This is a genomic window from Veillonella parvula (assembly GCF_032575955.1).
Lineage (GTDB): Bacteria > Bacillota > Negativicutes > Veillonellales > Veillonellaceae > Veillonella > Veillonella parvula_J.
Map to the genome: position 1 here is coordinate 42921 of NZ_JAWFXN010000009.1, position 25340 is coordinate 68260.

Sequence of the window (25340 nt, forward strand, 5' to 3'; positions counted from 1 at the left end):
TTTCCTCCTTTTAGGACATCGTCCTATACTAATATTCTAAGTCCATATCATTAATACTATATGACATAGGTTTATAACATATGTGTAACCTAATAGCCCGAAAGTCAAAGGTTATTATATAACAATTACTTTTTTATCTATTCTTCGATGACCTCGACTATGATGTCATGGTCTTCAGATAGTTTTTCTAATGTTTCTGCCAATAAAGGATTGTTTCGTTCCTCTTCGGTCATATGCGCTGGATCCCATGCGTATTCACGAGCCACCGTAACGCTATCGATAGCCTCTATTTCAATAGGTGCTGGTGAAAGCATACCATTTCCATCACCTTGCTGTGGGGTTACCTCACGAGGTTCACCCCCATCAGACTTTGGGACAGCTTCCACCTCGATATGTGCACCACTATCCATAGGGCGCTCTAACACTTCGCCATCCTCGCTGATAACAGTCACACTATCTAATGGATGTGGTGGCATATCATCTAAGGATGATACATAAGAACCCTCCATATCATCTACAGGTACATCATCAAAGGAATGAACCGGAATATCATCCCCTTCAATAGAACCCGCTAGAGACTCAATAGGAATTTCACCATCAGAAACCTGATTAGATGGACTGCCATCAAAAGATGTAATCGGCACATCTCCACCGGATGCTGGCTCTGTTTCTACGCTAGCTCCTAATGCAGTTTCTGATGCAGCTATTGTAGTTGTATTCGCATTATCACTAACTACTGTATTTGCAACAGCATCGCCGGTTTTCTTAGCTAAGAATGCCATCGCCGCAGCCTTAGCCGCGTCCACAGCCGCAGAATCAGGCTTACTCTCTTGCGGATCATTGGTCAAATCCATTTGTGTCGGTTCCGCACCGGAGGTCGTCTTTACGTCAACCATCGGTTCTTGTGGTCGTTGGGATGCTTTTACTTGGCGTTGTGTGGTACTACCAGCAGCCTTTTTATAGTCTTTATAAACTTGCGTGAGGGCATCTACGATTTCTACGTGTACCGCATAGCCCAGTGTATAAGTGAAAGCATCAGCTGCTTCAGCCAAGTTCACTTCATTAGTCATCACATTGAGATGCAATGTATTTTTAAAGGCCATGACCGCCTTGCTTTGGTCTACATATACAAGTTGACCTTGACCGATAACGGTAGAGGTCATATTGCGATTGCTATCCTTCAAGTATTTAATCACATTGGATTGTACATTGCGATACTCTTGAGCAGACAAGATTTGTTCACTAATGATGGCCTGTGTACTAACACCTTTTTTAGCACGACCTTTAGCTTGGTTTCTTGTAGGTTTTCGGGAATCCGTGTCCCCATTATTTGGCGGTGGCGCCATGCCAACCCCGCCCATCGGTGGCGGAGCCATGCCCACTCCATTCATCGGAGGAGGTGTACTACCTGGTGCTCCCATCGGTGGAGGCGTCATACCTACCCCATTCATAGGAGGCGGTGTCATCCCCACACCACTTGATTGTGGCACTGCATCAATAGTAGTATTTTGAGTGCTGCTCATTGGAGCATCCTGTGTAGTTACAGTAGTATCAACAGATACAAAACTATTCGCATAGCCACCTTGTGGTGGTACAAATGCATTAGCACCATATGTTGTTGGAGCTGCTACGGGGCCTCGTTGCTCTAATTGAGCCATGCGGTTCAATAAATCGTTTCGTTCAGATCTCTCGGCACTTTCTAGTGCATATACACGGTCTTCTAAGCTTTCATCAACAGAACCTAATTTAGCACAAAGCACGAGTAGGCCCATTTCAATGATGGTTCGTGGGTTGTCCACTTGTTTCGCATCATTCATGATGGATTGAGCACTGCGCACATATTGGTTAAGTTCATTGAAATCAACAGTATTGGCCTGAGCTAAAAACTCATCCTTAAAGGCATCGTATACCTTGAGCTCATCCGCATCAGGAGCCACCTTACCAACGAGCAAGGCACGCACATGTTGAATGAGGGCTTCCATAATTTGCGTCGCATCGCGACCTTCTGCCAATGCATCATGAACGTAGGATAATACTTTCGGGCCATCTCCGTTGCGCAAAGCATCTAAGAAATGAATGATCCATTCCTTACTTACAAGACCGATTAACTCTTCCACCACTTGCGGTGTAATAGAGCCCGTTGCCATACCTGCACATTGGTCTAGAATACTCAAGGCATCACGCAAACCACCGTCTGCATGAACAGCGATGAGCTGAGCCGCCGCAGAATCAAGACCAAAGCCTTCTTTTTCTGCTACGTAAGATAACCGTTGTGCGATGTCATCAGAAGTAATGCGTCTAAAAGTGTAACGCTGACAACGAGACACGATAGTAACAGGCAATTTTTCAATTTCTGTAGTGGCAAAGATAAACATCACATGAGCAGGAGGTTCTTCTATGGTTTTTAAAAGCGCATTCCACGCCTCTGTAGTGAGCATGTGGGCTTCATCGATGATGAACACCTTTTTACGCCCTTCAACAGGCATAAATTTGACGCTTTCACGAAGAGCACGCACCTCATCGATACCGCGATTAGATGCGGCATCGATTTCAAGGACATCCATGGACTGGCCACTCAAAATCGATCTACAAGCACTACACTCATTACAAGGGTGATCCGTTGGGCCATGCTCGCAGTTGATAGCGCGCGCAAAAATCTTCGCCATGCTCGTCTTACCAGTCCCCCGCGGGCCGGCAAATAAATAGGCATGAGCTACCTTATCCTCCCGGATAGCGCGCATCAATGTATCAGACACCTGATGCTGACCGACTACATCGGTAAATGTCTGCGGACGATACTTACGATATAGCGCAATATATGCCATTGGAACACCCCCTTTTTCCGAAACTTACAATACTTTATTATACCATATTCAGGAAAATTAGACATAAAAAAAGCGGCCCTATAGGCCGCCTTGCAATACTCGATCACGACAGCCCCCGGGTTCCCCGTGGCACATGAAGGTTACCGCTTAGTGCTGCTACCTCTCAGTCCTGACACGATTCACAGGCCCCCATTGCACAGGCCCGAGAACTGCCATGATCCAATATTGCAATATAAATATTATACATGAAAAAGCCTCTATAGTCAAAGCTATAGAGGCTTTTCACTGTATTCTTATATAACAAAAATTAACTAAGAAGAAATATATTATGCATATTTTTCTTTAAATGCAGCTAATTGAGCTTCCTCTAAGGACAAGCCTTGTTCTTTGAAGCGTTCAATAGCAGCTTGCATTTCCTCGTATGCTACAGGTACAACCTTTGTAAATCTGTTTACAAAGTTATTCCAGTTTTCTAAAATGTGACGGCCTTTAGCGGAGTTAGTATGCAATACATGTTGTTCTACTAGTTCTTTAATGCGTTTAAGGTCATCATTATTGGCCGGACGTAGTTCTACGAGACCTGTATTTACATAACGTTCATCGCAATCGAGGATATACGCATAGCCACCGGACATACCTGCTCCAAAGTTACGGCCGATTTTACCGAGTACGAGCACTTCGCCACCGGTCATGTATTCACAGCCATGGTCGCCGACGCCTTCCACAACGGCAGTGATGCCACTGTTACGAACGGCGAAACGTTCACCAGCTACACCATTGATGTAGGATGTACCAGAGGTTGCACCATAGAAGGCAACATTACCGATAAGGATGTTTTCGTCAGCCTCAAAGATAGATGCTTTAGGCGGATACACAGTGATTGTACCACCGGATAAACCTTTACCAAGGTAGTCATTCGCATCCCCTTCGAGTTCCAATGTCATACCTTTAGGGATGAAAGCACCGAAGGATTGACCTGCAGAGCCTTCGAAGTTCAACTTGATTGTATTGTCTGGCAAGCCGCTTTCACCATAACGACGAGTCACCTCAGAACCAACCAAGGTACCTACAACACGATTGATGTTAGTGATAGCCAATTTAGCACGAATCGGTTTTTGGTCCTCAATAGCAGGACGGCACATACGCAGGAGCTTGGACATATCCAAGGTGCGTTCCAACTCGTGATTTTGGTCAACCATGTGCATATGACCTACAGAGGCATTGATGTACGGACGGAACAATATGCGTTTAAGGTCAACGCGGGACAATTTGAAGTTATCGTCTTGCGATTTTTGACGAACAAGGTCGATACGTCCAACGAGTTCTGCTACGGAGCGAATACCTAGACGAGCCATGATTTCACGTAATTCACGTGCGATAAAGAGCATCAAGTTTTCAACATACTCAGGCTTACCTGTGAAGCGAGCACGCAATTTTTCATCTTGTGTGGCTACGCCGTAAGGACATGTGTTGAGGTGACAGACGCGAGCCATTTTACAACCTACCGCTACGAGTGGCAATGTACCAAAGCCGAATAGCTCAGCACCGAGCATAGCTGCTACAGCCACATCGAATCCAGTCATCAACTTAGAGTCTACTTCTAATTGAACACGGTCACGCAATCTATTGAGCATCAATGTTTGATGAGTTTCAGACAAACCTAATTCCCAAGGCACACCAGCGTGTTTAACAGATGTACGGCCTGCCGCACCAGTACCACCATCGTATCCGGAAATCAAGATATTATCCGCTTTCGCTTTCGCAACACCAGCAGCAATCGTGCCGACGCCTGCTTCAGATGTCAATTTAACGGAAATACGCGCATCTTTGTTGACGCATTTCAAATCGTAAATCAACTCAGCCAAGTCTTCGATGGAGTAAATATCGTGATGTGGTGGTGGAGATACGAGCTCAACGCCAGGAGTGGAGTGTCGAGCTTTCGCGATTTCAGGATATACCTTTTTGCCTGGTAATTGACCACCTTCACCTGGTTTTGCGCCTTGAGCACATTTAATTTGCAACTCTTTTGCATTGATCAAATAATTCGCTGTTACCCCGAAACGACCTGATGCAATCTGTTTTACTTCGGAGTTCATGCTGTCGCCGTTTGGCAATGGTTTGAAACGAGCTACATCTTCACCGCCTTCACCAGAGTTGGATGTAGAGCCTAAACGATTCATAGCGATAGCGATCGCTTCATGCGCTTCTTTACTGATGGCACCGTAACTCATAGCGCCCGCTTTAAAGCGTTTTACGATAGACTCTTCCGGTTCAACCTCTTCGATAGGAATACCACCGCCTACAGGATAATTCAATTCCATTAAAGAACGCAATGTAACATGGTAATCATTGCGAATCGCTTTGGAGTATTCTTTATATTTTGCATAATCCTTTCCGATAAGGGATTCTTGTAACAGGTCGATAGTCTTAGGGTTAAATAGATGCTCTTCCCCATCTTTTACTGGACCATACCAACCGCCTGGTTCGAGTACAGTTTCGTCGGATTTGAAAGCCCGTTCATAACGAGCTAATGCCTCATGTGCTACACCGCCAAGACCAATGCCGCCGATACGTGTTGGCGTATTTACAAAGAACTTATTAATGAAGTTAGTATTCAAGCCCAAAGCTTCAAAGATCTGTGCACCGTGGTAGGAACGAACTGTGGAAATACCCATTTTGGACATAACTTTCATGATGCCACCTACAGCGGCTTTAATATAGTTCTTTTCTGCTTCTTCTGGTGTAATATCTCCAAGGCGTTTACGAGCTTGCAAATCGCGAACTGTTTCAAGCGCCAAGTATGGGTTGATAGCTGTTACACCATAACCGATTAATGTACAGAAGTGATGAACTTCGCGTGGTTCACCAGATTCAAGGATGAGGCCAATTTCTGTACGCAACACTTTGTTAATCAAGTGATTGTGAACAGCAGCTACAGCCAACAACGCTGGAATTGGTGTATGATTTTCATCGACACCGCGGTCGGATAAGATCAACACATTTTGATCTGTACGAGCTGCTTCTTCTGCCTTTTCGCATAAATCATTTAGCGCATCGCGCAAGCCTTCAGCACCCTTAGTAGGATCGAAGAGAATTGGCAAGGTTACGGATTTCATGCGACGACAATCAAGAGCCTTGATGGACGCCAACTCTTGGTTCGTAAGGATTGGTGTACGCATGGACAACGCATAGGTTCCTGCTTTGTTAGGATCTGTTAGATTACCAGAGTTACCAAGCATAACCCGTGTAGATGTAACCATCTCCTCACGGATAGAGTCGATAGGAGGATTTGTTACTTGTGCAAACATTTGCTTGAAGTAGCTATATAGCAATTGTGGTTTATCGGACAAGATAGCTAAAGGCGCATCGGCACCCATGGCACCTACAGGGTCTTTACCATCTTTTGCCATAGGCACAATCATGCGAACAAGGTCTTCTTGAGTATAACCAAAAGCTTGTTGTTCTTTAAATAAATCATCTACTGTTGGAATTGTACTTTCATCGGCCTGCGTAATTTCAGACAAATGAATAACGTGTTCCTTTACCCATTCATTGTATGGCAATTCAGTAGCGACGCGATGTTTGATTTCTTCATCGGAAATGATACGTTGCTCCTCTGTATCAATGAGCAGCATTTTACCTGGTTCTAAACGGCCTTTAGCACGGATATTTTCAGCATTTTCGTTTACAACGCCAACCTCGGAAGCCATAATAACGCGGTCATCTGTTGTCACATAGTAACGAGCAGGACGTAACCCGTTGCGGTCAAGGACACCGCCAATAACTGTGCCATCGGTAAATCCCATAGCCGCAGGACCATCCCATGGTTCCATCATAAAGCTATTGAACTCATAGAAATCATGTTTTTCTCGGCTCATGAGATTATTGCGTTCCCAAGGCTCAGGGATCATCATCATGATCGCATGAGGCAAGGAACGACCTGTCATGTGCAAGAATTCCAATGTGTTATCAAACATAGCCGAGTCAGAACCGCTATCATCTACTACAGGGAATACCTTTTTGATATCTGGGAACAATGGAGATTCCGCTTTACCTTCACGAGCATTGATCCAGTTTACATTACCGCGGATGGTGTTGATTTCACCATTATGAACTAAGAAACGGTTAGGATGTGCCCGAGCCCAGCTTGGGAATGTATTCGTACTAAAACGGGAGTGAACCATTGCCAACGCAGAGGTAAAGTCAAGGTCGCTCAAATCAAGGTAGAAGTCTCGCAATTGACCAGGTGTTAACATACCTTTATATACGATTGTTTTAGAAGACAAAGATGCGATATAAAAATCGCTAGATAATTCCTTGCTTAATGGAATGATGCGTTTTTCCGCCAGTTTACGGATGATATATAATTTGCGTTCAAATTCCTTATTGTTAGTTACATCGGGACCTTTGCCGATAAGGATTTGAATCATCCAAGGACGAATCGCCGCAGCCTCTTTACCAACCTTTGTACCATCTACCGGCACTTCACGCCAGCCGAGAACAACTTGGCCCTCTCCGCGTACGACCTCTTCGAGAATTCGTTTTTGCTCGTTACGGAGACTTTCATATTTATGGGCAAAGACCATACCTACGCCATATTCGCCAGCTGCAGGCAGTTGAATACCAAGCACTTCGCACTCACGTTTGAAGAACTCGTGCGGAATTTGTACCAAAATACCGGCACCATCCCCTGTGTCCTTGTCAGCACCGGCACCACCACGATGTTCAAGACGCTCCAAAATGCGTAAACCATCGTCGATAATATCATGGGATTTTTTTCCCTTAATATTAACAACGAAGCCCATGCCACACGCATCCTTTTCAAATTGGCTGCTGTACATACCATTGGCTTCAAGTCTAGCTTGATCTAGACGTTGTTGCTTTATTGTGCTTTGCTTCATATCCATAACGTGCACTCCTTCATATCACTTGATTATTCCAAGCACTGCGGCATCGTTCCGTTCGGTCTTGGTAAAAGTATAACTAACAAACTATTTCTCTATAAAATTATCAATTTAACATTCTATAGAATTTTATGTCTATACACAGTATACTCCTGTCCACTGTGAATTGAAAATATAAAAAAAACATGGTCTATGCTTTTCATGCATAGACTATGAGTTTTTATCACTATTGTTTTTTGTATACAAGGATACAGGGATAATAAGCTTCTCATCCAATAAGCACTATGGGCTTATCATTTAGAGTGGAAAAATCAACACTTATTTTTCTCGACCAAAATTATCCCCTACTTCACATGTAATCGTAATAGCTTCGTCCTTACCATACGGAACGAAAGTTAGCTCCGATGCGTGCAAACATTGACGTGTATAGGGCTTATTACGCGTACCATACATAGCATCACCTACGATGGGATGACCAATATGTTCCATGTGAACGCGAATTTGATGAGTTCTACCAGTCAACAACTTAAACCGTAACAGAGTATTGTCTCCCTCATGATCAAGAACAATATATTCTGTTTGAGCAGGCTGCCCAAATTCATCGATAACGCGGCGATTATCGAATACTGAATCCACCCCGATAGGCGCATCTACCATGCCATCCGCATCAATGCGACCTTCTACAAGACCTGTATAAATGCGGTCAATACGACCTGCCTGTAACTCATCTGTATAGTATTGTTGTGCTTCCTTTGTTTTACCAAAGAGAATGCACCCCGATGTATCTCGGTCGAGGCGGTGCACAGGTCGAACCTTATGAACTACGTTTTTCTTCGCATAATACCCTGCCACATAGTTACTCAATGTACAAGACTTCGTTTGCCCTGCAGGATGAACGAGCATAAAGGGATCCTTATTTACAACTAACGTATGCGCATCTTCATAGAGAACTGTAATCGGTCCCTTTTCTACATCAACCCCATAATCCTTATCTTGTGGTAATTCTAAGGTTAACACATCCCCTTTTTTGAGTGTCCGTTGTGAATGAGCCACACGGCTATTAACTTTTACCCGTTTCTTGCGAAACATCATTTGGATATCCCGAGAGGATAGGGAAAATCGTTCCTTTACATATTTAGAGACCGTCAACTCTGTCGGTTCTTTCACCGTATACGTTTTCCAGCTCATATTACCACCATTCGTTAATATATGTTTTTTGTTCAGGATAGAGAATATCGAAATAGTCTAACCATTCTTCGCTTACTGATAGTTTCCCTTCAAAAACAAGGTCTCGAGCCGTAAGAGTGCCCATTAATAACTGGCTTAATGCACCGACCTCAACGGTAATATCCGCTTCACCATCAAATGTATCAGAAATCTTTTTAACGGATGGAGTTAATGCACCGCCATATTCCACTTCATAACGGCCTTCGTTCCAGCTGCAAAGCCCATCTTTTACTGCAAAGGTCATTGTTATAGGCATCATCAATGCCTCTGGATTTACAGGAATCGCTTCAAAAGCAGCTTTTACATCTACAATACGACTCATCATATATGGCATGGTAGCATGGCCAGTTCTACCATCAGGATAGAAGCGATAATATGTATCGTGAAGGCCTTCATTCCAACGGATAGACGTACCTTGAGAACGGTGATTATAGAAATAATTTAATAATGCACGTTGTACACGGCGTGTCGTGTAAACCAGCTCAGTAACAGGAATTTCAGGCTGACCTAAACGATACACTGCATAGCCTTCAATGACATAGTCATCGTTGCGCACTACAGCAATGTTTACGCCTTCTGCAAAGAAGCTGCCTAATAATCGTTTCCATTCCTTTTCACCGCGCTCTGCGTAGCCAGAAAGACGAGCCGTATATGTTTTATATACTGGATCTAACAAAGTCCATTGATCTACGCTATTTAGCAAGCCAAAGCTCAACGTTTTATCTGTCATAGGGCGCAAGTCTTCTAGCGACATAGTGTTCACCCATTGATGAGCATAGAGTTCCCAACCATATTGTTGATAGAATGCCGCCTTGGATGGCATCAAAATCGTCATAGCTTGTCCGCGTTTACGAAGCTCCTCTAGTGCAGAGGTCAATAATGCACCGCCTACTCCACCACGGCGAGCCGCAGGATGTGTTGCTACGCCTACCATATAACTCGTAGGCAATACGGCCCCACGTATATTAAGATTGTATTGACGCAAATGAACGGTACTCAACAATTGGTCCTGTTCTAGGCCGACCATTGTATTTTCTGGTTCATAGCACTTTGTAAAATAATATTGGAAGAATGGATCTTCCTTTGGTTCAAAGCAGTACGCCCATAGATTTTCCACATGAGGCGTATCTTGAACCGTCGCAATTCTAAATTCCATGTTTATATCCTCGTTATATCATAAGAGCCGTTATCTATCTATTGCGTCACAGCGTATAATATCTAATCTAAGCACATCGCATCGCCATATCGCCATATCGCCATATCGCCATATCGCTATGATGATACGATAGTTACATTCAAATAGATAGGCTAACAATTCTATTATAACAAAATGAGCTATGAAGCACATCGACTTCATAGCTCATTTTTTATTTACCACCTGTCGCATTATCTGCTTCGTTAGCATATACTGCGTCATATTTTTCAGCAAAATGATCTGGGTTATAAGATTCTTTTGCTTGACGAAGACCAGGCAAGCCCATATCTTCTTCACGGTTAATGAATTCTACATCGCTGAATTCATGACGAATAAATTCATTATTGATCGCTTGGTACAAACCACGAATATCTGGATTTGCTTTTTCAATATGAATCAACGCCATTTTATCATTCAACAATTCACCGATACTGAAAGCTTCCACGCGGCCAAACAATTTAATGGTGCCGCCTTTAAGGCCTAGCACATCCCAGTTATCAAATAATAAATTGATAGCAACCAATTCATCTTCGATACCTTCTTCATGATGGGTTTCTACCCAAGATGCTGCTGTTTCGCGGCATAATGGAATGATATCTTCTGTAATTGGCACATATTCATAGTTGGAATATTGCATGCGGAATTGATTTAAATGGTTTTTCTTTTGACGGAACTTCTTACCGGACAAATTGATAAGATCTTCAGACTTATAAATGTATTCGTAGTTATCGCGGTCAGGTGTGAATGTGTAGCGTCCAGGACATAATTCTTCCATGCGCTCTTTCATGATTTTGCTAATACCTTTGAAGCGGAATGGCAATTTATTTTCCACAAACCATTCTTTAGCGCGCAATAAACCATCAAGGAACTTTGCATCTTTACCAGCAAATGGAGGCAATAGGAATGGTTCACGCTTACCGCCACCTTGAATGTACAACACGCCATTTTCTTCAGCCCAACGAATGCCGTACGCATCTTGCCACATAAATAATGTAGTAAAGCAGTTATCAGATGCTTCATAATGATGTTGTTCAAAATACTTATCGATTAATGGTTTATCTCTTAATTCAAAACGTTTAAATTCTAAAATAATAATCCCTCCTATCAGATTCCTCTTCTGAGGTTACCGTCGTTATCGGTAAAAGTTGAATATAGCCAAATATTCATTAGGCTCTTCATAATACTCTATTGAAGTCACTTAATTTGTAGTTATAATTTTACAGATTCCCCTAATTCAAAGGTACCATCTGTAGTGATAACCTTATCACCTTCGTTTAAGCCAGAAATAATGGCTACGTCATCGCCTTCAGTGATGCCTACCTCAACAACACGTACGTCAACGGTATTATTTTCAGTTAACACATATATGTACTTGCCATCTTGGTTTTCACGAACCGCCTTAGTTGGAACGGTCAGCATCTTGGCTTTCACATTAGATTCAATAACGAGTGTATAGAATTCACCAGCCTTGATTAGGCCTTTCTCATTGTTGAAAGTAGCTTTTACGAGAACACTTGGCACATTTTCAGGCTGAGTAATATCTACGTAAGTCAATTCCCCCGGTATTTCTTGGTCCCCCACCTTGAGAAGTACCTTCATACCATTCTTGGCTTCAGATGTACCTAACTTCATAGCCGCATCACGGGGAATGCTGAGGGATGCTACCATCGGCGTGGATTGCTGAATCATCATAAACGGACGGTCCGCAATCGCCATTTGACGGTCTTCGTTATAAATAGATGTCACCGTACCTGCTATAGGAGCCACGATTGTAGAAGCTGCCATCTGTGCTGATACTTGAGCAATTTGTGCCTCGATAGCCGCCGTATTGACGCCTCCCCCACCACCAGTTGTGACTGTTGTAGTTTGTGGTTGAGATCGTTCCAAAATACGATCATATTCTTTTTGTGTGATTATGCCTGCTTCGCGCATGCGTTGAGCCTGTTCCAATTGAGTACTATCTATAGATGCTGCAGTCGTAGTCGTCACAGCTGTGGCATATGATTGTGATTGGGCTTGTGCTAATTGTCCTTGCAAGGATGCTAGCTGTTGTTGTAAAGCCGATGTATCTACAGTGGCCACAGTTTGACCTTGCTGTACTTGGTCGCCTACTTTCACAGCATACACGACCTGCCCCGTCAAGGTCGGCGTTATCGTCGCCTTATTAAGGGCCGTTACATTGGCATCATTATGAATCTGCAACGGCATATCCTTGTACGTTACCTCTGCGACGGATACGGTTTTCGTACCACATCCCGCAATAGCGAGTGTCATAATCATAACACCAAGGATAGCAATTACAGAGCAGAAACGATTTATTTGCATTCTGTCACTTCCTATCATATTGATTTTTATCAATACCTTAGTATATCATAAAATCAGTTAGAATTGTATGAAAGCTAATTCCTTTAATTTATGGATATAACGGAGGTTCTCATGGAAGAACGGATGGACTTTAGAATTTTAAACAATAGTAGCTTCATTCCCTCCATCGGTTATGGTACCTATAAAACAGGCACCGAAGGAGAGACTGAACAGGCCGTTGCCAATGCACTTGGCGTAGGCTATCGTTTACTCGATACGGCCGCCTATTATGGCAATGAAGAAGCCGTGGCTAAAGGAATCAAAGCATCTGGTATTAAACGAACAGATATAATCATCACTACTAAAATCTGGCACACTGATGCAGGCTACGATAATACGATGCGTGCTGTTGAAAGTTCCTTAAAGAAATTAGATACCAACTATATTGATATCATGCTAGTACATCAACCACTAGGTGATTACTACGGTTCTTGGCGCGCCATGGAAGAATTATACGATCAAAATGTACTCCGTGGGTTAGGTCTATCTAATTTTTACGAAGACCGCCTCATCGACTTGCTGTACCACTGCAATGTAAAACCGGTGGTCAACCAAATCGAATGTCACCCGTTCAACCAACGTCAATCACTCTTACAATTGATGAGAAAGCATCAAGTTGTAGGCATGGCATGGTCTCCATTTACCCGTGACCGCCAACCGATTTTTGACCATCCAATCATCAAAAGCTTGGCAGAAAAATACGGTGTTTCAAAACATCAAATCATCTTGCGTTGGCACATCCAACGAGGCATCATTCCATTGCCAAAGGCCAATAACGTGAGCCATATGGAAGCAAACTTCGATGTATTCGATTTCAAACTCACCAACATCGACATGGATGTTATGGAACTACTAGACCAACGATCCTTCTTGGAAAATCATCATACTGCACCAGGGCTTGAAAGACTGTTACAACTAAAATAAAACGTAATATACTAATTAAATACTAAGTAACATGCATTGTTGATAACAATTACAATAAATATAACAATCATGCCATCACGATAAGCAAAACAGTATTTGTAAAAATAAAACCACGTATATCTAACCTTTCATAGGAATAGATATACGTGGTTTATTTTATTTTGTCACATTAAATATGGCTTGTACAAGAATCATATACGCTACAGTTCCTGCCCCAATAGACATGAACATATTTCGCTTCCATATATGAAGCCCCACTGTAACTAACAATGCAATTAATTCAGGAAATCCGTAAGGATATGTTAGAACTACAGTATCTTTAAAAGTGTACACAACAAGCATCCCCATTACCGCTGCAGGTAATGCCTTTCCCAAGTACTGTACAAAATCTGGCGCCTTTTTACCGGGAGGGAATATGAGAAATGCTGCGAATCGTGTAAGCAATGTACCTGCTACCACAATAGCAACGGTAATGACCATTTCAAAACTAGTCAAGATGTACACCTCCCCACTTATACGCAATATAAGATGCTAGGAGCATACAACTCATAGAGGCAAGCATAAAGATGGATTTTCCTACCAACAAAAGCATCGCCACCCCTATTATCGCACCAGCAACACCAAATAATCTTATATTATTATTCTTAGCATTCAACAACATCTCTAAGAAAATAACAATAAATAAACCTGGTAATACAAAGTCAATACCTCGTAAATCTACAGTGGCTAACAGATTACCAAATAGACCACCTATAAAAGTACTAACTACCCAAAATACATAATTTAACCAAGTTACGTGGAAATAGAACGACTTTTCATCTACATCATCGGGCAACTGAGTACTTACATTGATAGCAAAGCTTTCATCACACATCCATGCAATGGTGGGGAACCATTTCCAGCCCATATTTACATATCGTTGTAACATTGATAACCCATAGAAAAAATGACGACCATTAACGAATAAGGTCAAAATGAAGGCATTGAGAGGATCAAATCCAGCTAACATCAGTCCTATCGTTACAAACTCCATGGAGCCTGCAAAAATAGTAGCCGCCAAAGCTGGTGCGGTCCACCAAGGGAGTCCTTGGCTAGTAACATAAAGACCAAAACCTAAACCTAAGAAAAACAAACTGATACCAATAGGTACCACCAAAGGTAGCGCAAAAGAAAAGGCACTTCGGCGTTTTGTTTCACTCAAAGGATTTCCTCCTTTCAAAATCATAAATTGTATATCATATAAAATGTACTCAAGAGCTAAGCAAATTTAACCCCTATATCCATTAACAAATAAACTCTAATAATAAAAGACACCATATGGTGTCTTTTATTTAAGCTATTATATTATACATTCTATGCGATATGTGTCAAATTTTGATTATTCTCAACATAACTCTTTATAAAGCACGCGTTAAAATTTCGCGAGCTACTTTTGGTGTTACATCACCATTTTCACCAAGTTGTGTCATGCCATGGTCCTCTAATTGTTTCACAATTTTATCAACTGCTTCTTCACCAAGACCATAGTCTTTCAAATGCGTAGATACGCCAAGGGACTCGAAGAATTCACGAGTTTTAGCGATAGCCTTGTCCGCTTTTTCTTCGTTTGTACCTTCTGTAATATGCCATACCCGTGTAGCATATTGTGCCAATTTTTCAAGTTTGTCTGCTTTTTTCACTTCTAACAATGCAGGTAATACGATAGCCAATGTAATACCATGGTCAAGATGGTACGCCGCAGTTAACTCATGGCCAATCAGATGAGTTGCCCAGTCTTGTGGCACGCCGGCACCAATTAAACCATTTAATGCCAATGTAGAGGCCCACACGTGGTTAGCACGAATATCGTAGTTTTCTGGATTTTCTACTGTTTCTTTGCCGATTTCAATCATAGTTTTTAAAATACCTTCGCTGAAACGATCTTGAATACGACCTTCTACAGGGTATGTTAAATACTGCTCTGTGGTATGCACAAAGGTATCGATAACGCCATTCTTAACTTGTCTTTCAGGCAAGGTGAAAGTCAATGTTGGATCAAGCATGGAGAACTTAGGGAATACTAAGCTACTGAATACAGGGTATTTACCGTCACCATAAGTAATAACTGCACCATTGTTCATTTCGGAACCAGTTGCAGGTAGTGTCATAACTGTGCCAAATGGTAATGGATTTGGTACCATGTCTACCGGAACCTCTGGCACACCAGCTTTCATTACCTCAATAACGGGACCATCATAGGTAGCACCCATAACGATAAGTTTTGTAGCATCTACTACAGAACCGCCGCCTACAGCGAGAACGAAATCTACGCCATGTTCTTTAATGAAAGCTACCGCACGTTCACAAGTTTCAAGAGATGGGTTTGGCTCAATACCACCAAACTGCTCAACCTTGCGGTTACCAAGAGCTTTCACAATGCGATCAATAAGACCACTGTGCACAGCGGAGCCACCACCATAAGTAATGAGCACCTTTGCATCCTTTGGTACCAATGTATCTAATTCATCTAAACGGTCTTTACCAAATACGATATGTGTAGGGTTATAAAAATCAAAATTATACATACATCCTCCATTAATCCGACATATAGATATATGAATCCATATTAGAATTATACAAAAATATTTAAAATATAAATTTACTACCTAGCGATCACACATTCAATATAACACATTAATCAATATATTATATTGAATTGTATTATAAATGAGCTAGAATTTCACCATAGTTTTAATCTATAGCTAACTGATATGCTTTTATCATATACAAATCCCCTTCATCCATGATAGGATATAACCATTATAAGACTTGAAAGGGATGATTATATGAAATTAAAAACATTGTTAGCACCATTACTTATCGGTGCTCTTGCATTTGCTATCGCTGGTTGTGGTAGTACATCAAATCAATCAACACAAACACAAAAAGAAATCAAAATAGGTGCTACATCTGGTCCTCATGCACAAGTAGCTGAAGCTGTAGCAAAAGAAGCTAAAAAACAAGGAATCGATCTTAAAGTAGTTGAATTCTCAGACTATGTAACACCTGATAAAGCCCTTGCAGATGGCGATATTCAACTGAATGCTTATCAACATGTACCATTTATGGAAAACTTTAACAAACAAAATGGTTCCAACTTAGTAGCAATCGGTAAAACAATTTTGGTGCGTATGGGCTTATATAGTAATAGCGTACACAGCGTACAAGATGTACCTGAAGGCGCTACTGTTTCTATCCCAAATGACCCTACTAATGGTGGTCGTGCATTAGCATTATTAGCTAAAGCTGGATTAATTACGTTAAAAGATGGTGTCGGCTTCAAAGCAACAGTTGCAGATATCACATCTAACCCGAAGAATATAAAGATTCAAGAACTAGAAGCAGCTCAATTACCTCGTAGTCTAGATGATGTAACAATTGCAGTTATTCCAATGAACTATGTGCAAAGTGCTGGTCTTAGTGTAGAAAAACAAGGTTTCTTCTTCGAATCTAAAGATGAACCACTAACAGTTATCGTACTTGCAGTTCGTAGTGAAGACAAAGACAACGAAACATACAAAAAAATTGCAGATATTTACAAATCTGATGCTATTAAACAATACATCGACGAAACATTCAAAGGCACTATTACAACTGCCAACTAATAAAGTTTATATCGTCACTATATAACTAAAAAGAGATGCCCCAATGATTACAATCATTGGGGCATCTCTTTTTTACTCTTCTGTATCAAATGTAACATCTAATGGTTGACGCTCTACAATATTGCGATATCGTACTTTAGGATATCCCATAAGAATGCCACCAGCTACAATTTTATCATCAGGTACACCTAATTCATCTAATAATGGTTGGTATTCAGCTTCTCCAGCATGTTCAAAGAAACCAGCCCAACAAGTACCAAGGCCTAAAGTCGGCGCATATAGCTCAGCATAAGACAAGCAAGAGTGACCACTATCATGGGTACGATGAATATCTTTTTTAGAGCCAATTGCCACTACGAGAGCCGGCGCATCGCGCAAGATATACTCCTTGCCTTTATCTACCTCTGCTTGAGCAGCACGAGCATAGAGACGCATAATCGGTACTGTTTTTGCAGCCAGATGCATCCACTCTAGAACAAGATCAGCAATACGGCGCAACGTTTGTTTATCTCGGATTACTATATACGAAATACCTTGTGTGTTAGTCGCTGTTGGCGCCATTCTTGCAACGTTTAGCACTTTGCGAATGAGCTCTACAGGGACTGGTCTATTTTGATAGTTACGAATAGAGCGACGACTACGCATGAATAGCTCAGCTTGCTCAGGCGTTAACTTAGGTTCCTTTGTAATATCGATTTGCTCCTTACGCGGTGTCATATCGCTATCAAGAGCAAGCGTTGGGCATACGGAAATACAATGCCCACAGGAGATACAACCTCCCCTGCCAGTTACAGGTCCAGCATCGGACATCACCAGCAATCCGGTCGGACAGTCAGCAACGCAAAGGCCGCATCGTGTACAGACTTCTGTATTGACGGTAAATAACATCTGAATATCCTCCAAATACTACTATAAAGCCTATTATAACATACAAAATCAAGTCATATCTAGTTTTAAACAATTATTCTAACTGTATTGGGACTCAACTAACATTTGTTCATTCGCTTTTAGGATGGGGCCCCGTCTCGTTAGTACAACTTGGTAAAAAAAGTAAGAATACGCTTGCTTGCTCCGTTCTTCGCAAAGTCGCTGCACAAGCGTATTCTTACTTTTTTATCACTGTATTTATAAAGATGTCCCATCCAAAAGCGTAAATAATCTAGCTAATACTTATGTAGCCCCATTACAATTACACCTTGAAACAAATCATAGAAAACACTATCATTTTACACATTATAATAAACTTTATAGTAGTGGCGCCATGCCCACCGTGGGGAAGGGACTAGCCTACGGCTAGTCTTGATAGTAATTTAGTCAAAATTACTTGGCCGTCTCTCCCTTCCCCCATCATATAAAAGCATATTGAGTAAATATCGAATGTAGCTTGTCATGAGGCCGCTCTGTATATTAGTAAGGTAAGTCGCTTTGCTATGGGACTAATTTACATCAGGTGTTATAAAAATGAAACTGGGTACCTCTGCAGCGACTTTACGAAGGACGGAGCAAAGAGGTACCCAGTTTTATTTTTAATTAAGTTGTCGCAATGAAACGGGGCCCCATAGCAATCGACGTAGAAACTACTTATATGCTAGGGCCCCATCACAAGCGAAAACCACATTTACTCAAATGCTTTTATAAGTTCCATGTATTGCGCTTTGTGTGTCATTCTCCAGGTCCCAAAGTCTGGTTCTGGAGATTCGTTTAGAATATTTGCCAAAGATTCCAAAAATTCTGGAATTTTTGTAGCTACAATATTGCCAGCCATTTTACCGAAGTTTTCAGAACCCATGTGTTCTGATCCACCATCTACAAGGATGAATGCTACCATAGGTTTTTTATCTACTAATTTTACAGCACCATGGAATCCAATTTCACCGATTTGGTGTGTACCACAAGAATGTGGACAGCCGGATATATGTAAACGAGGTAGTTTTCTTGTGTCTACACCCTTTTTTTCAAGGTGTGCGAAGATATCTTTTAACAGACCGTTAGAGTCTTGCATACCAATCTGACATATAGTAGAACCAACACAAGATACGGAACGGCGGAAATCATTTTCGGCACTATCATCAGTTATTTCCGCAATTTTGCGTGCTTCATCAGCTGTAAGATTAATGAAGAACAATGCTTGGTCTGGCGCAATACGTGCTTCTACTTGGTCAAGTGTCACTGCATAGTCAAGGGCAGCCAACAAGTGTTCTACGTTCGCATCACCACCTGCTGGATGGTATTCTACGTAATATAAACCTTCTTGTTTTTGACGGTGAATACGATAATTTTCCACAGAATCATCACGCTTACCAGTTTTTGTAATTTCATAAGCATAATCAGCCGGATTAATAGTTAGGTGTTCTACTTCTTTTACCATAGCTAGGGTTTCTTCATAGATCTTGATGAAAGCTTCCGCCCCACCCATTTCAGCAGGCATGTAACGAGTACGAGCCTTACCGCGGTTTTTAAAGTTACCATGGTTAGCAAAGACCATAAGCATAGCTTTCACATGGTACAAAACATCCTCAGGCGCTACATCATGTGCCACCGGAATACCAATGCGAGGATTAGGACCAATACCGCCACAAGCATACACATCAAAGGTATTGTGTTTTGTTAAGTTAAAACCTAGGTCCTTGAACGTAGAATGTGGGGTACTATCAAAACCATTATCTATGCCCATTTTAAATTTGCGAGGAATCTTGATATAGAACATTTGCTCCATAAGAAATTCGCTAATTGCTGTTGCATATGGTGTAATATCTAGAGTTTCACGAGGATCAATGCCGCGTAAAATACTAGCTACTACATTGGGATTATCACCACCAGCACCACGGTTGTAAATACCGTGGTCATAACATTCCTTATAGAGCTTTAATATTGTATCACCATCAAGGCCATGCATTTGTAAGCATTGACCGGTAGTGAAATGTACGTGTTGCAGGTTATATTTACGAATGGAGTCCGCTAAAAACTGTATGTGCTCGCGCGTCATGCGACCACCGTTGAAGCGCCAACGGCTCATGCCAGTATTTGCACCGCGCTCAGCGTAACTACCATAGGCACCAGACTGCCCTTTATAATCTGCAATAGATAGTTCTTTCTTATAGAACTTATGTGTCATATCCTCAAACTTTGGATAATCTGCAATTAATCGATCTTTCAATTCTTGTGTAATCATACTATTACCCTCTTGGCTTATATTTATTAAGCATAATTCGTAACTTTATAACGCTTAGTATACCATACATGCATAAGTATGTTAGTAGCTAAGCTCACAATTTCAATATCGATTATTAATAATATAGTTTACAATCTGTAATAATTATCACTTTTAAAAAGGCAAAAGAAGCTGTAACCAAATGTGGTTTTACCACATTCAGCTACAGCCCCTTTTTATAATAATTATATGATTAAGTGTTGTTAGTTTTTATACGCGACCTTCATTAGGATTATTGTATGCGTCTTTATCGATAGTTCCCATGATTTTATCTACTACGAGAGCATTTGTTAAGGAACCAGATACGTTCAAGCATGTACGGCCCATGTCGATCAATGGATCGATAGCTAGAATTGGACTAATGGAGGTGAAGTATGCACCAAGGCCTGTACCACTAAGGGATACGGATGCAGCCATTGTAGCCGTACCTGGCACACCTGCGATACCAACGGAACCGATAGCGATAACGATAACACTCATGATGTACATAGTCATATCGAATGGAATATTCGCTACATTAGAAATGTAAACAACAACAAGTGCAGGGAATACGCCGGCACAACCTTGCATGCCCGCAGTAGTACCGAAGGAAGCTACTGTATTAGCCGTTGTAGCATTTACGCCAAGACGTTTTGTCAAGGTCTCTACAGTTAATGGCAATACCCCCATCGAAGAACGAGATGTAAACGCCAATAAGAGTGGTGCTTTTGCTTTCTTGAAGTATGTAATCGGATTGTAACCAAAGCTAGTAATCAAGATCGCTTGTACAACAAACATAATCAAAAGACCAACGTAAAGTAATACTACGAACAAGCCCATATCAAGAATAGCTTGTACACCGCGTGTTGCCAATGTAGAAGCTAATAAGGCAACTACACCATATGGCATAAGACCAATAATGAAATCAGCTACCCAGGAAATCAACTGATGAAGTTCATCAAATAGTTTTGTGAATACCTCCATAGAGTTTGTCCCTGTTTGTTTTAATAGACGAGCTACGCTACCCAAGATAATTGCAAATACAACAATGCCGATAACATTTGTTTCAGCAGCCGCTTGAATTGGATTACTTGGAATTAGTGCTCGGAATGTATCAACCATAGGTTTGATCTCACGAATCTTCTTACCAGATTCAACAATATCAAAACCTTGCCCTAAACCGAAGGCATTCCCCAAAATTAGACCGACTATAGCAGCAACGGCTACCATGCCGAGATTCGTAGAAATCATAGCAACTACTAACTTTTTAAGATTAGCACCTGCCTCCATGTGCAAAATAACGTGAACAATAGAGATAAAAACGATAGGAATAACAAGCATGCGGATTAAGTCGATGAAACCGCCCCCTACGAGAGAGAACCACTTTGTACTTTCCTTAATATAAACCACTTTGGATGGATCATCAGGGAAGCCTGCAATAATTTGGACCGCTATACCAAGTACGGCACCGGCAATAGTACCAATAATAACGAGATTACCGAAGGATGTGCCCTTGCGTTGCAATACATAAATACCTATTAACACGAGCACGAACACCGCGATAATACCAATACTTAATGGATTGCTTAACATGAGGTAATCTGTAAAGAATGGAATATTCATAATACACCTCTTTAATTCATATCACAACAATAGGTTATGAATTTAGTATAGCATATATCGAAAAAAATACAAGTATAATATTTAATTTCTGGTAACATTTAATGTATTCTGTAATATATGCACCAAAAAAGCGATTTTCTAAAAGAAAATCGCCTTTAGTAAATCTAGCTATTATATTATCTATTAACTAAGATATAGGTTACTTGGATAGGACCATGAGCACCATCTACAGTTACCAATTCGATATCCGCCGTACGGGATGGACCAGAAATCAAGCAGATATTTGTAGGGAACTTAGCTGGATCGTTATAATACCGTTCAGCCAAATGTTCCATTGTTTGTGTCATGCGAGGATTAATTGTGTCAGTATACAACACAGCAATATGTGTTGTAGGCAACAAACTAATCACACGGCCAGAATCCTCACCAGAAGCTTGTACTACAGTAGCAGTTTCCGCAATACCGCAGTATGGGAATGTAATACCAATATCAGCATTAGCAGTATTAGAAATACATTCTTCACGACCTTTAGCTGGATCCCATTGGAAGTATGTACGAGTGCCGCCATTATTAGCTGCATCTTGTTCGAACAATTCTTTTAATTTATATTCTTCTACTTCAGGAGAGCTTGGGAATACAATTTTACCGTTTCCCCAGTCGTCAATAGCTGCCAAAATTGTTTCACCTAGTTTGTCAGGTGTAGTTTCAACGAATTTTGTACCAACACGTTGACATTGTTCCTTAAACATTGTCAAAATTTGATCGCGATTCAAATCTTGGAACATAGTTTCTTGAGGACCATGGCTATAATCAAAGCCTTCTACAAAAGCAGGGCACATTTCTTGATCACGGCCTAATGCACGAGATAAACGTGCAATAAATTGATTACGTTTAGCTACATCCATTATTTTTTCTCCTTCTTCTTGTTCTTTTCATGTTCAGCATATAAATCACGGAATTTCTTGAATTTCAAGGAACCCAACTCTTTAGACTTAGTCCAACCGTTCATAACTGGAATAGCTTGAGTCCATTCAGGCATGTTACCTTCTTTATTACTAATTAAGTTCATGCCGATAGCACCAGCTTTTGTGCCAAGATCAAATAATGTTGCATTACCGAACATCTTAGCAGCTGCTGTGAAGATAGCTTCTTCTGCTTTTGGACGAGTCTTTTCAATATCAGCCATGATATGACGGTGCTCCATCAACAATTCATGCAATGGAATAGCTACTGGACAGTTCTCTGTACATGCACCGCATAATGTAGAAGCATATGGAAGATCGCCGGCTACATCGTAACCTTTGAATAATGGAGTCAATACAGCACCCATTGGACCTGGATATACAGAACCATATCCATGACCGGAAACGTGACGGTATACAGGACAAATATTCATGCATGCGCCACAACGGATACAACGTAACATTTCTTGGAATGTCCCACCCAAGATGCCAGAGCGTCCGTTATCGATAATAATGATATGAGTTTCTTCAGGACCATCAGCTTCACCAGGACGCGCAGGGCCAGTCATCATGGAGAAGTAGTTAGAAATTTTAGAACCTACTGCAGAACGGTTCAACATTTCCATCATAACATCAAGAGCTTTAAAATCAGGAACAATACGTTCTGTACCTAAGAAGATCAATTGAGTCTTAGGAATAGAACTAGCCATACGACCGTTACCTTCGTTGGAAACGATTGTACATGTACCAGATTCAGCAACTGCAAAGTTACAGCCGTTAACACCTACATCAGCTTTTAAGAAGCGCTCACGTACATAACCGCGTACAAAGTGAGTCATTTCCGTAGGGTTTTCAGTTCCTGTATAACCTAATTTTTCAGCGAAAATTTCGCGGATTTTGTTACGTTCAAAGTGAAGACCTGGTACTACGATGTGAGATGGGGGACTTACTGCAGTTTGCAAAATAAATTCAGCCAAGTCAGTTTCGTTAACTTCAATACCAGCTTCTTCTAACACTTCGTTCAAACCAATTTCTTCAGTTAAGATAGTTTTGGATTTAACGATCATTTTTGCTTCGCGTTGGCGAAGGATATCTAATGCAATTTGAGTTGCTTCTTTGTCATCGAACGCAAAGTGAACTTTAGAACCAGCTTTTTCAGCGTTGTCAGCAAATTGACTTACATAGTAATCCAAGTTGTTAAGTACGTGATCGCGAATTTTAGCCGCTTCAGCGCGGAAATCTAACCATTCAGGAACATCCGCAACTACTGTATTACGTTTATCATAAAACACGTCTTGTGCTTTTTTAATAGCTGCAACTTTGAAATCGTCAGCCAAACATTCTTTTATACGTGTTTTATAGGGGCGATTGTCATATATAAGTGCCATGTCGTCTCCTCCTTAACGGCAGTTTAAGATTTCAGCAATATGCATAACTTTGATACGGCGATCAATTTCGCCTTCTTTATGAAGACGATCAAGCATACCAGCGATGTTCATCAAGCACGCTTGGTCAGAACCGGAGATAACGTTGGCACCTGTGCCAGCAATTTCCAATGCTTTTTCGCGTGTCATAACTTCACTGATTTCAGGATTTTTAACTGAGAAAGTACCGCCGAAACCACAGCAACGATCTGCACGTGGTAATTCAATCAAGTTGATATCTTTAACGTTTTTAAGGAGTTTGAAAGGAGGCTCTTTAATGCCCATCAAACGAGTTACGTGGCAAGATGTATGGTATGTTACGGATTCGTTGAAACGAGCCCCTACATCTTCAACACCTAATACGTCAGTAATAAATTGAGTGAATTCGTAAATTTTACCACTCAATTTTTCTGCGCGCGCCAACCACTCTGGTTGATCTTTTAAGAAATGATGATATTCATCGCGGATTGCAAAAGCGCAAGAACCGGACATGCTGACTACATATTCAGCGTTCTCAAAGCATTCGATTGTATTCTTAATTGCATCCATAGCTGCGTCATTGTAACCGGAGTTAGTAAACATTTGTCCACAGCATACTTGTTTCTTAGGTACTACAAGCTCACAACCTAATCTTTCAAGTACTTCTACACCAGCCATACCTACATGAGGGTAGAACATGTCAATCAAACACTGTTGGAAAAGATGAATTTTCATATTATCTTCCTCGTCTTTTCTAGTACTTAACCTAATAAAAAATTTTGATATGTATGTGTTATGGCAATTTTTAGTAGTGAATTTTTCGACTAAATTTCTGCCCTGAACATTACTTATGCTTTCAAATAAATATTCAAAAGCTCATCGCTATAATTATAAATTAATCATGTAGATATTGTCCAAAGAATTGCTATATTCGTATGTACCCTTTTATTTCTTATATCGTTATGATTTTTTGTAATAGCAAACATTGAATTTTATCACATCTATTATTTCATTTATCATTTTTTCTTGTAAAAGCCCCATAAAATCTAGATTTTGCGAATGTTTATCATTTTGCATTT

At 41.0% G+C, this 25340-nt stretch carries 17 protein-coding genes and 1 other RNA gene; 2 read left to right on the plus strand and 16 right to left on the minus strand.

The window, feature by feature from the left end:
• Positions 1-137: 137 nt before the first annotated feature.
• The 7 genes from dnaX to E7L28_RS07970 all read right to left on the minus strand — a co-directional run bounded on the left by dnaX (position 138) and on the right by E7L28_RS07970 (position 12476).
• Positions 138-2825, minus strand: a complete 2688-nt coding sequence (gene dnaX, locus E7L28_RS07940; RefSeq protein WP_316604076.1) for a DNA polymerase III subunit gamma/tau — start codon at positions 2823-2825, stop codon at positions 138-140.
• Between the two features lie 109 nt (positions 2826-2934).
• Positions 2935-3034: signal recognition particle sRNA small type (ffs, locus tag E7L28_RS07945), an RNA gene on the minus strand.
• 117 nt (positions 3035-3151) lie between these two features.
• Positions 3152-7732 carry a glutamate synthase large subunit gene (gene gltB, locus E7L28_RS07950; RefSeq protein ID WP_316692155.1) on the minus strand — a complete coding sequence of 1527 codons (4581 nt, stop codon included), beginning with the start codon at positions 7730-7732 and terminating at the stop codon, positions 3152-3154.
• Positions 7733-8047: 315 nt separating this feature from the next.
• Entirely contained in the window at positions 8048-8917 is an 870-nt protein-coding gene (locus E7L28_RS07955) for an RluA family pseudouridine synthase (RefSeq protein ID WP_316711578.1), read from the minus strand.
• Position 8918: 1 nt separating this feature from the next.
• Positions 8919-10112, minus strand: coding sequence for a GNAT family N-acetyltransferase (locus E7L28_RS07960; protein WP_316692157.1), 1194 nt, complete (start codon positions 10110-10112; stop codon positions 8919-8921).
• A gap of 211 nt (positions 10113-10323) precedes the next feature.
• Positions 10324-11259: a DUF2156 domain-containing protein gene (locus tag E7L28_RS07965; protein ID WP_058948150.1), complete on the minus strand. Its 936-nt coding sequence runs from the start codon at positions 11257-11259 to the stop codon at positions 10324-10326.
• A gap of 101 nt (positions 11260-11360) precedes the next feature.
• A complete protein-coding gene (locus tag E7L28_RS07970) occupies positions 11361-12476 on the minus strand; it encodes an efflux RND transporter periplasmic adaptor subunit (RefSeq protein WP_227065150.1) in 1116 nt (371 codons plus the stop codon).
• 111 nt (positions 12477-12587) lie between these two features.
• On the opposite strand from E7L28_RS07970, the gene E7L28_RS07975 reads away from it, so the two are divergent.
• Positions 12588-13439 carry an aldo/keto reductase gene (locus E7L28_RS07975; RefSeq protein ID WP_316691811.1) on the plus strand — a complete coding sequence of 284 codons (852 nt, stop codon included), beginning with the start codon at positions 12588-12590 and terminating at the stop codon, positions 13437-13439.
• A 156-nt stretch (positions 13440-13595) separates the two neighbouring features.
• Here E7L28_RS07975 and E7L28_RS07980 read toward each other — a convergent pair whose 3' ends face one another.
• The 3 genes from E7L28_RS07980 to E7L28_RS07990 form a co-directional block, all read right to left on the minus strand.
• Positions 13596-13934 carry a branched-chain amino acid transporter permease gene (locus E7L28_RS07980; RefSeq protein ID WP_305144307.1) on the minus strand — a complete coding sequence of 113 codons (339 nt, stop codon included), beginning with the start codon at positions 13932-13934 and terminating at the stop codon, positions 13596-13598.
• Positions 13927-14592 (minus strand): AzlC family ABC transporter permease, encoded by a 666-nt coding sequence (locus E7L28_RS07985; RefSeq protein WP_227065238.1) that lies wholly within the window; start codon positions 14590-14592, stop codon positions 13927-13929. Before E7L28_RS07985 ends, E7L28_RS07980 begins: the two co-directional genes overlap by 8 nt.
• Before the next feature lie 244 nt (positions 14593-14836).
• On the minus strand, positions 14837-16003 hold the full coding sequence (locus tag E7L28_RS07990) for an iron-containing alcohol dehydrogenase (protein ID WP_227065149.1): 1167 nt from the start codon (positions 16001-16003) through the stop codon (positions 14837-14839).
• Between the two features lie 261 nt (positions 16004-16264).
• On the opposite strand from E7L28_RS07990, the gene E7L28_RS07995 reads away from it, so the two are divergent.
• Positions 16265-17083 (plus strand): MetQ/NlpA family ABC transporter substrate-binding protein, encoded by an 819-nt coding sequence (locus E7L28_RS07995; protein WP_004694891.1) that lies wholly within the window; start codon positions 16265-16267, stop codon positions 17081-17083.
• 72 nt (positions 17084-17155) lie between these two features.
• Here the strand turns inward: E7L28_RS07995 and E7L28_RS08000 are convergent, their stop codons facing one another.
• The 6 genes from E7L28_RS08000 to E7L28_RS08025 all read right to left on the minus strand — a co-directional run bounded on the left by E7L28_RS08000 (position 17156) and on the right by E7L28_RS08025 (position 24996).
• Complete coding sequence (locus E7L28_RS08000) at positions 17156-17971, minus strand: nitroreductase family protein (protein ID WP_004694890.1); 816 nt, start codon at positions 17969-17971, stop codon at positions 17156-17158.
• 730 nt (positions 17972-18701) lie between these two features.
• Positions 18702-20255, minus strand: a complete 1554-nt coding sequence (locus tag E7L28_RS08005; protein WP_315308558.1) for a nitrite/sulfite reductase — start codon at positions 20253-20255, stop codon at positions 18702-18704.
• A 249-nt stretch (positions 20256-20504) separates the two neighbouring features.
• Positions 20505-21896, minus strand: coding sequence for a cation:dicarboxylate symporter family transporter (locus E7L28_RS08010; protein ID WP_008602231.1), 1392 nt, complete (start codon positions 21894-21896; stop codon positions 20505-20507).
• A gap of 176 nt (positions 21897-22072) precedes the next feature.
• The gene (locus E7L28_RS08015; protein ID WP_316711580.1) at positions 22073-22801 is read right to left on the minus strand and encodes a LutC/YkgG family protein; all 729 of its coding nucleotides are present in this window, start codon (positions 22799-22801) and stop codon (positions 22073-22075) included.
• Positions 22801-24246: a LutB/LldF family L-lactate oxidation iron-sulfur protein gene (locus tag E7L28_RS08020; RefSeq protein WP_004694882.1), complete on the minus strand. Its 1446-nt coding sequence runs from the start codon at positions 24244-24246 to the stop codon at positions 22801-22803. Before E7L28_RS08020 ends, E7L28_RS08015 begins: the two co-directional genes overlap by 1 nt.
• A gap of 12 nt (positions 24247-24258) precedes the next feature.
• Complete coding sequence (locus E7L28_RS08025) at positions 24259-24996, minus strand: (Fe-S)-binding protein (RefSeq protein ID WP_004694880.1); 738 nt, start codon at positions 24994-24996, stop codon at positions 24259-24261.
• Positions 24997-25340 lie beyond the last annotated feature (344 nt).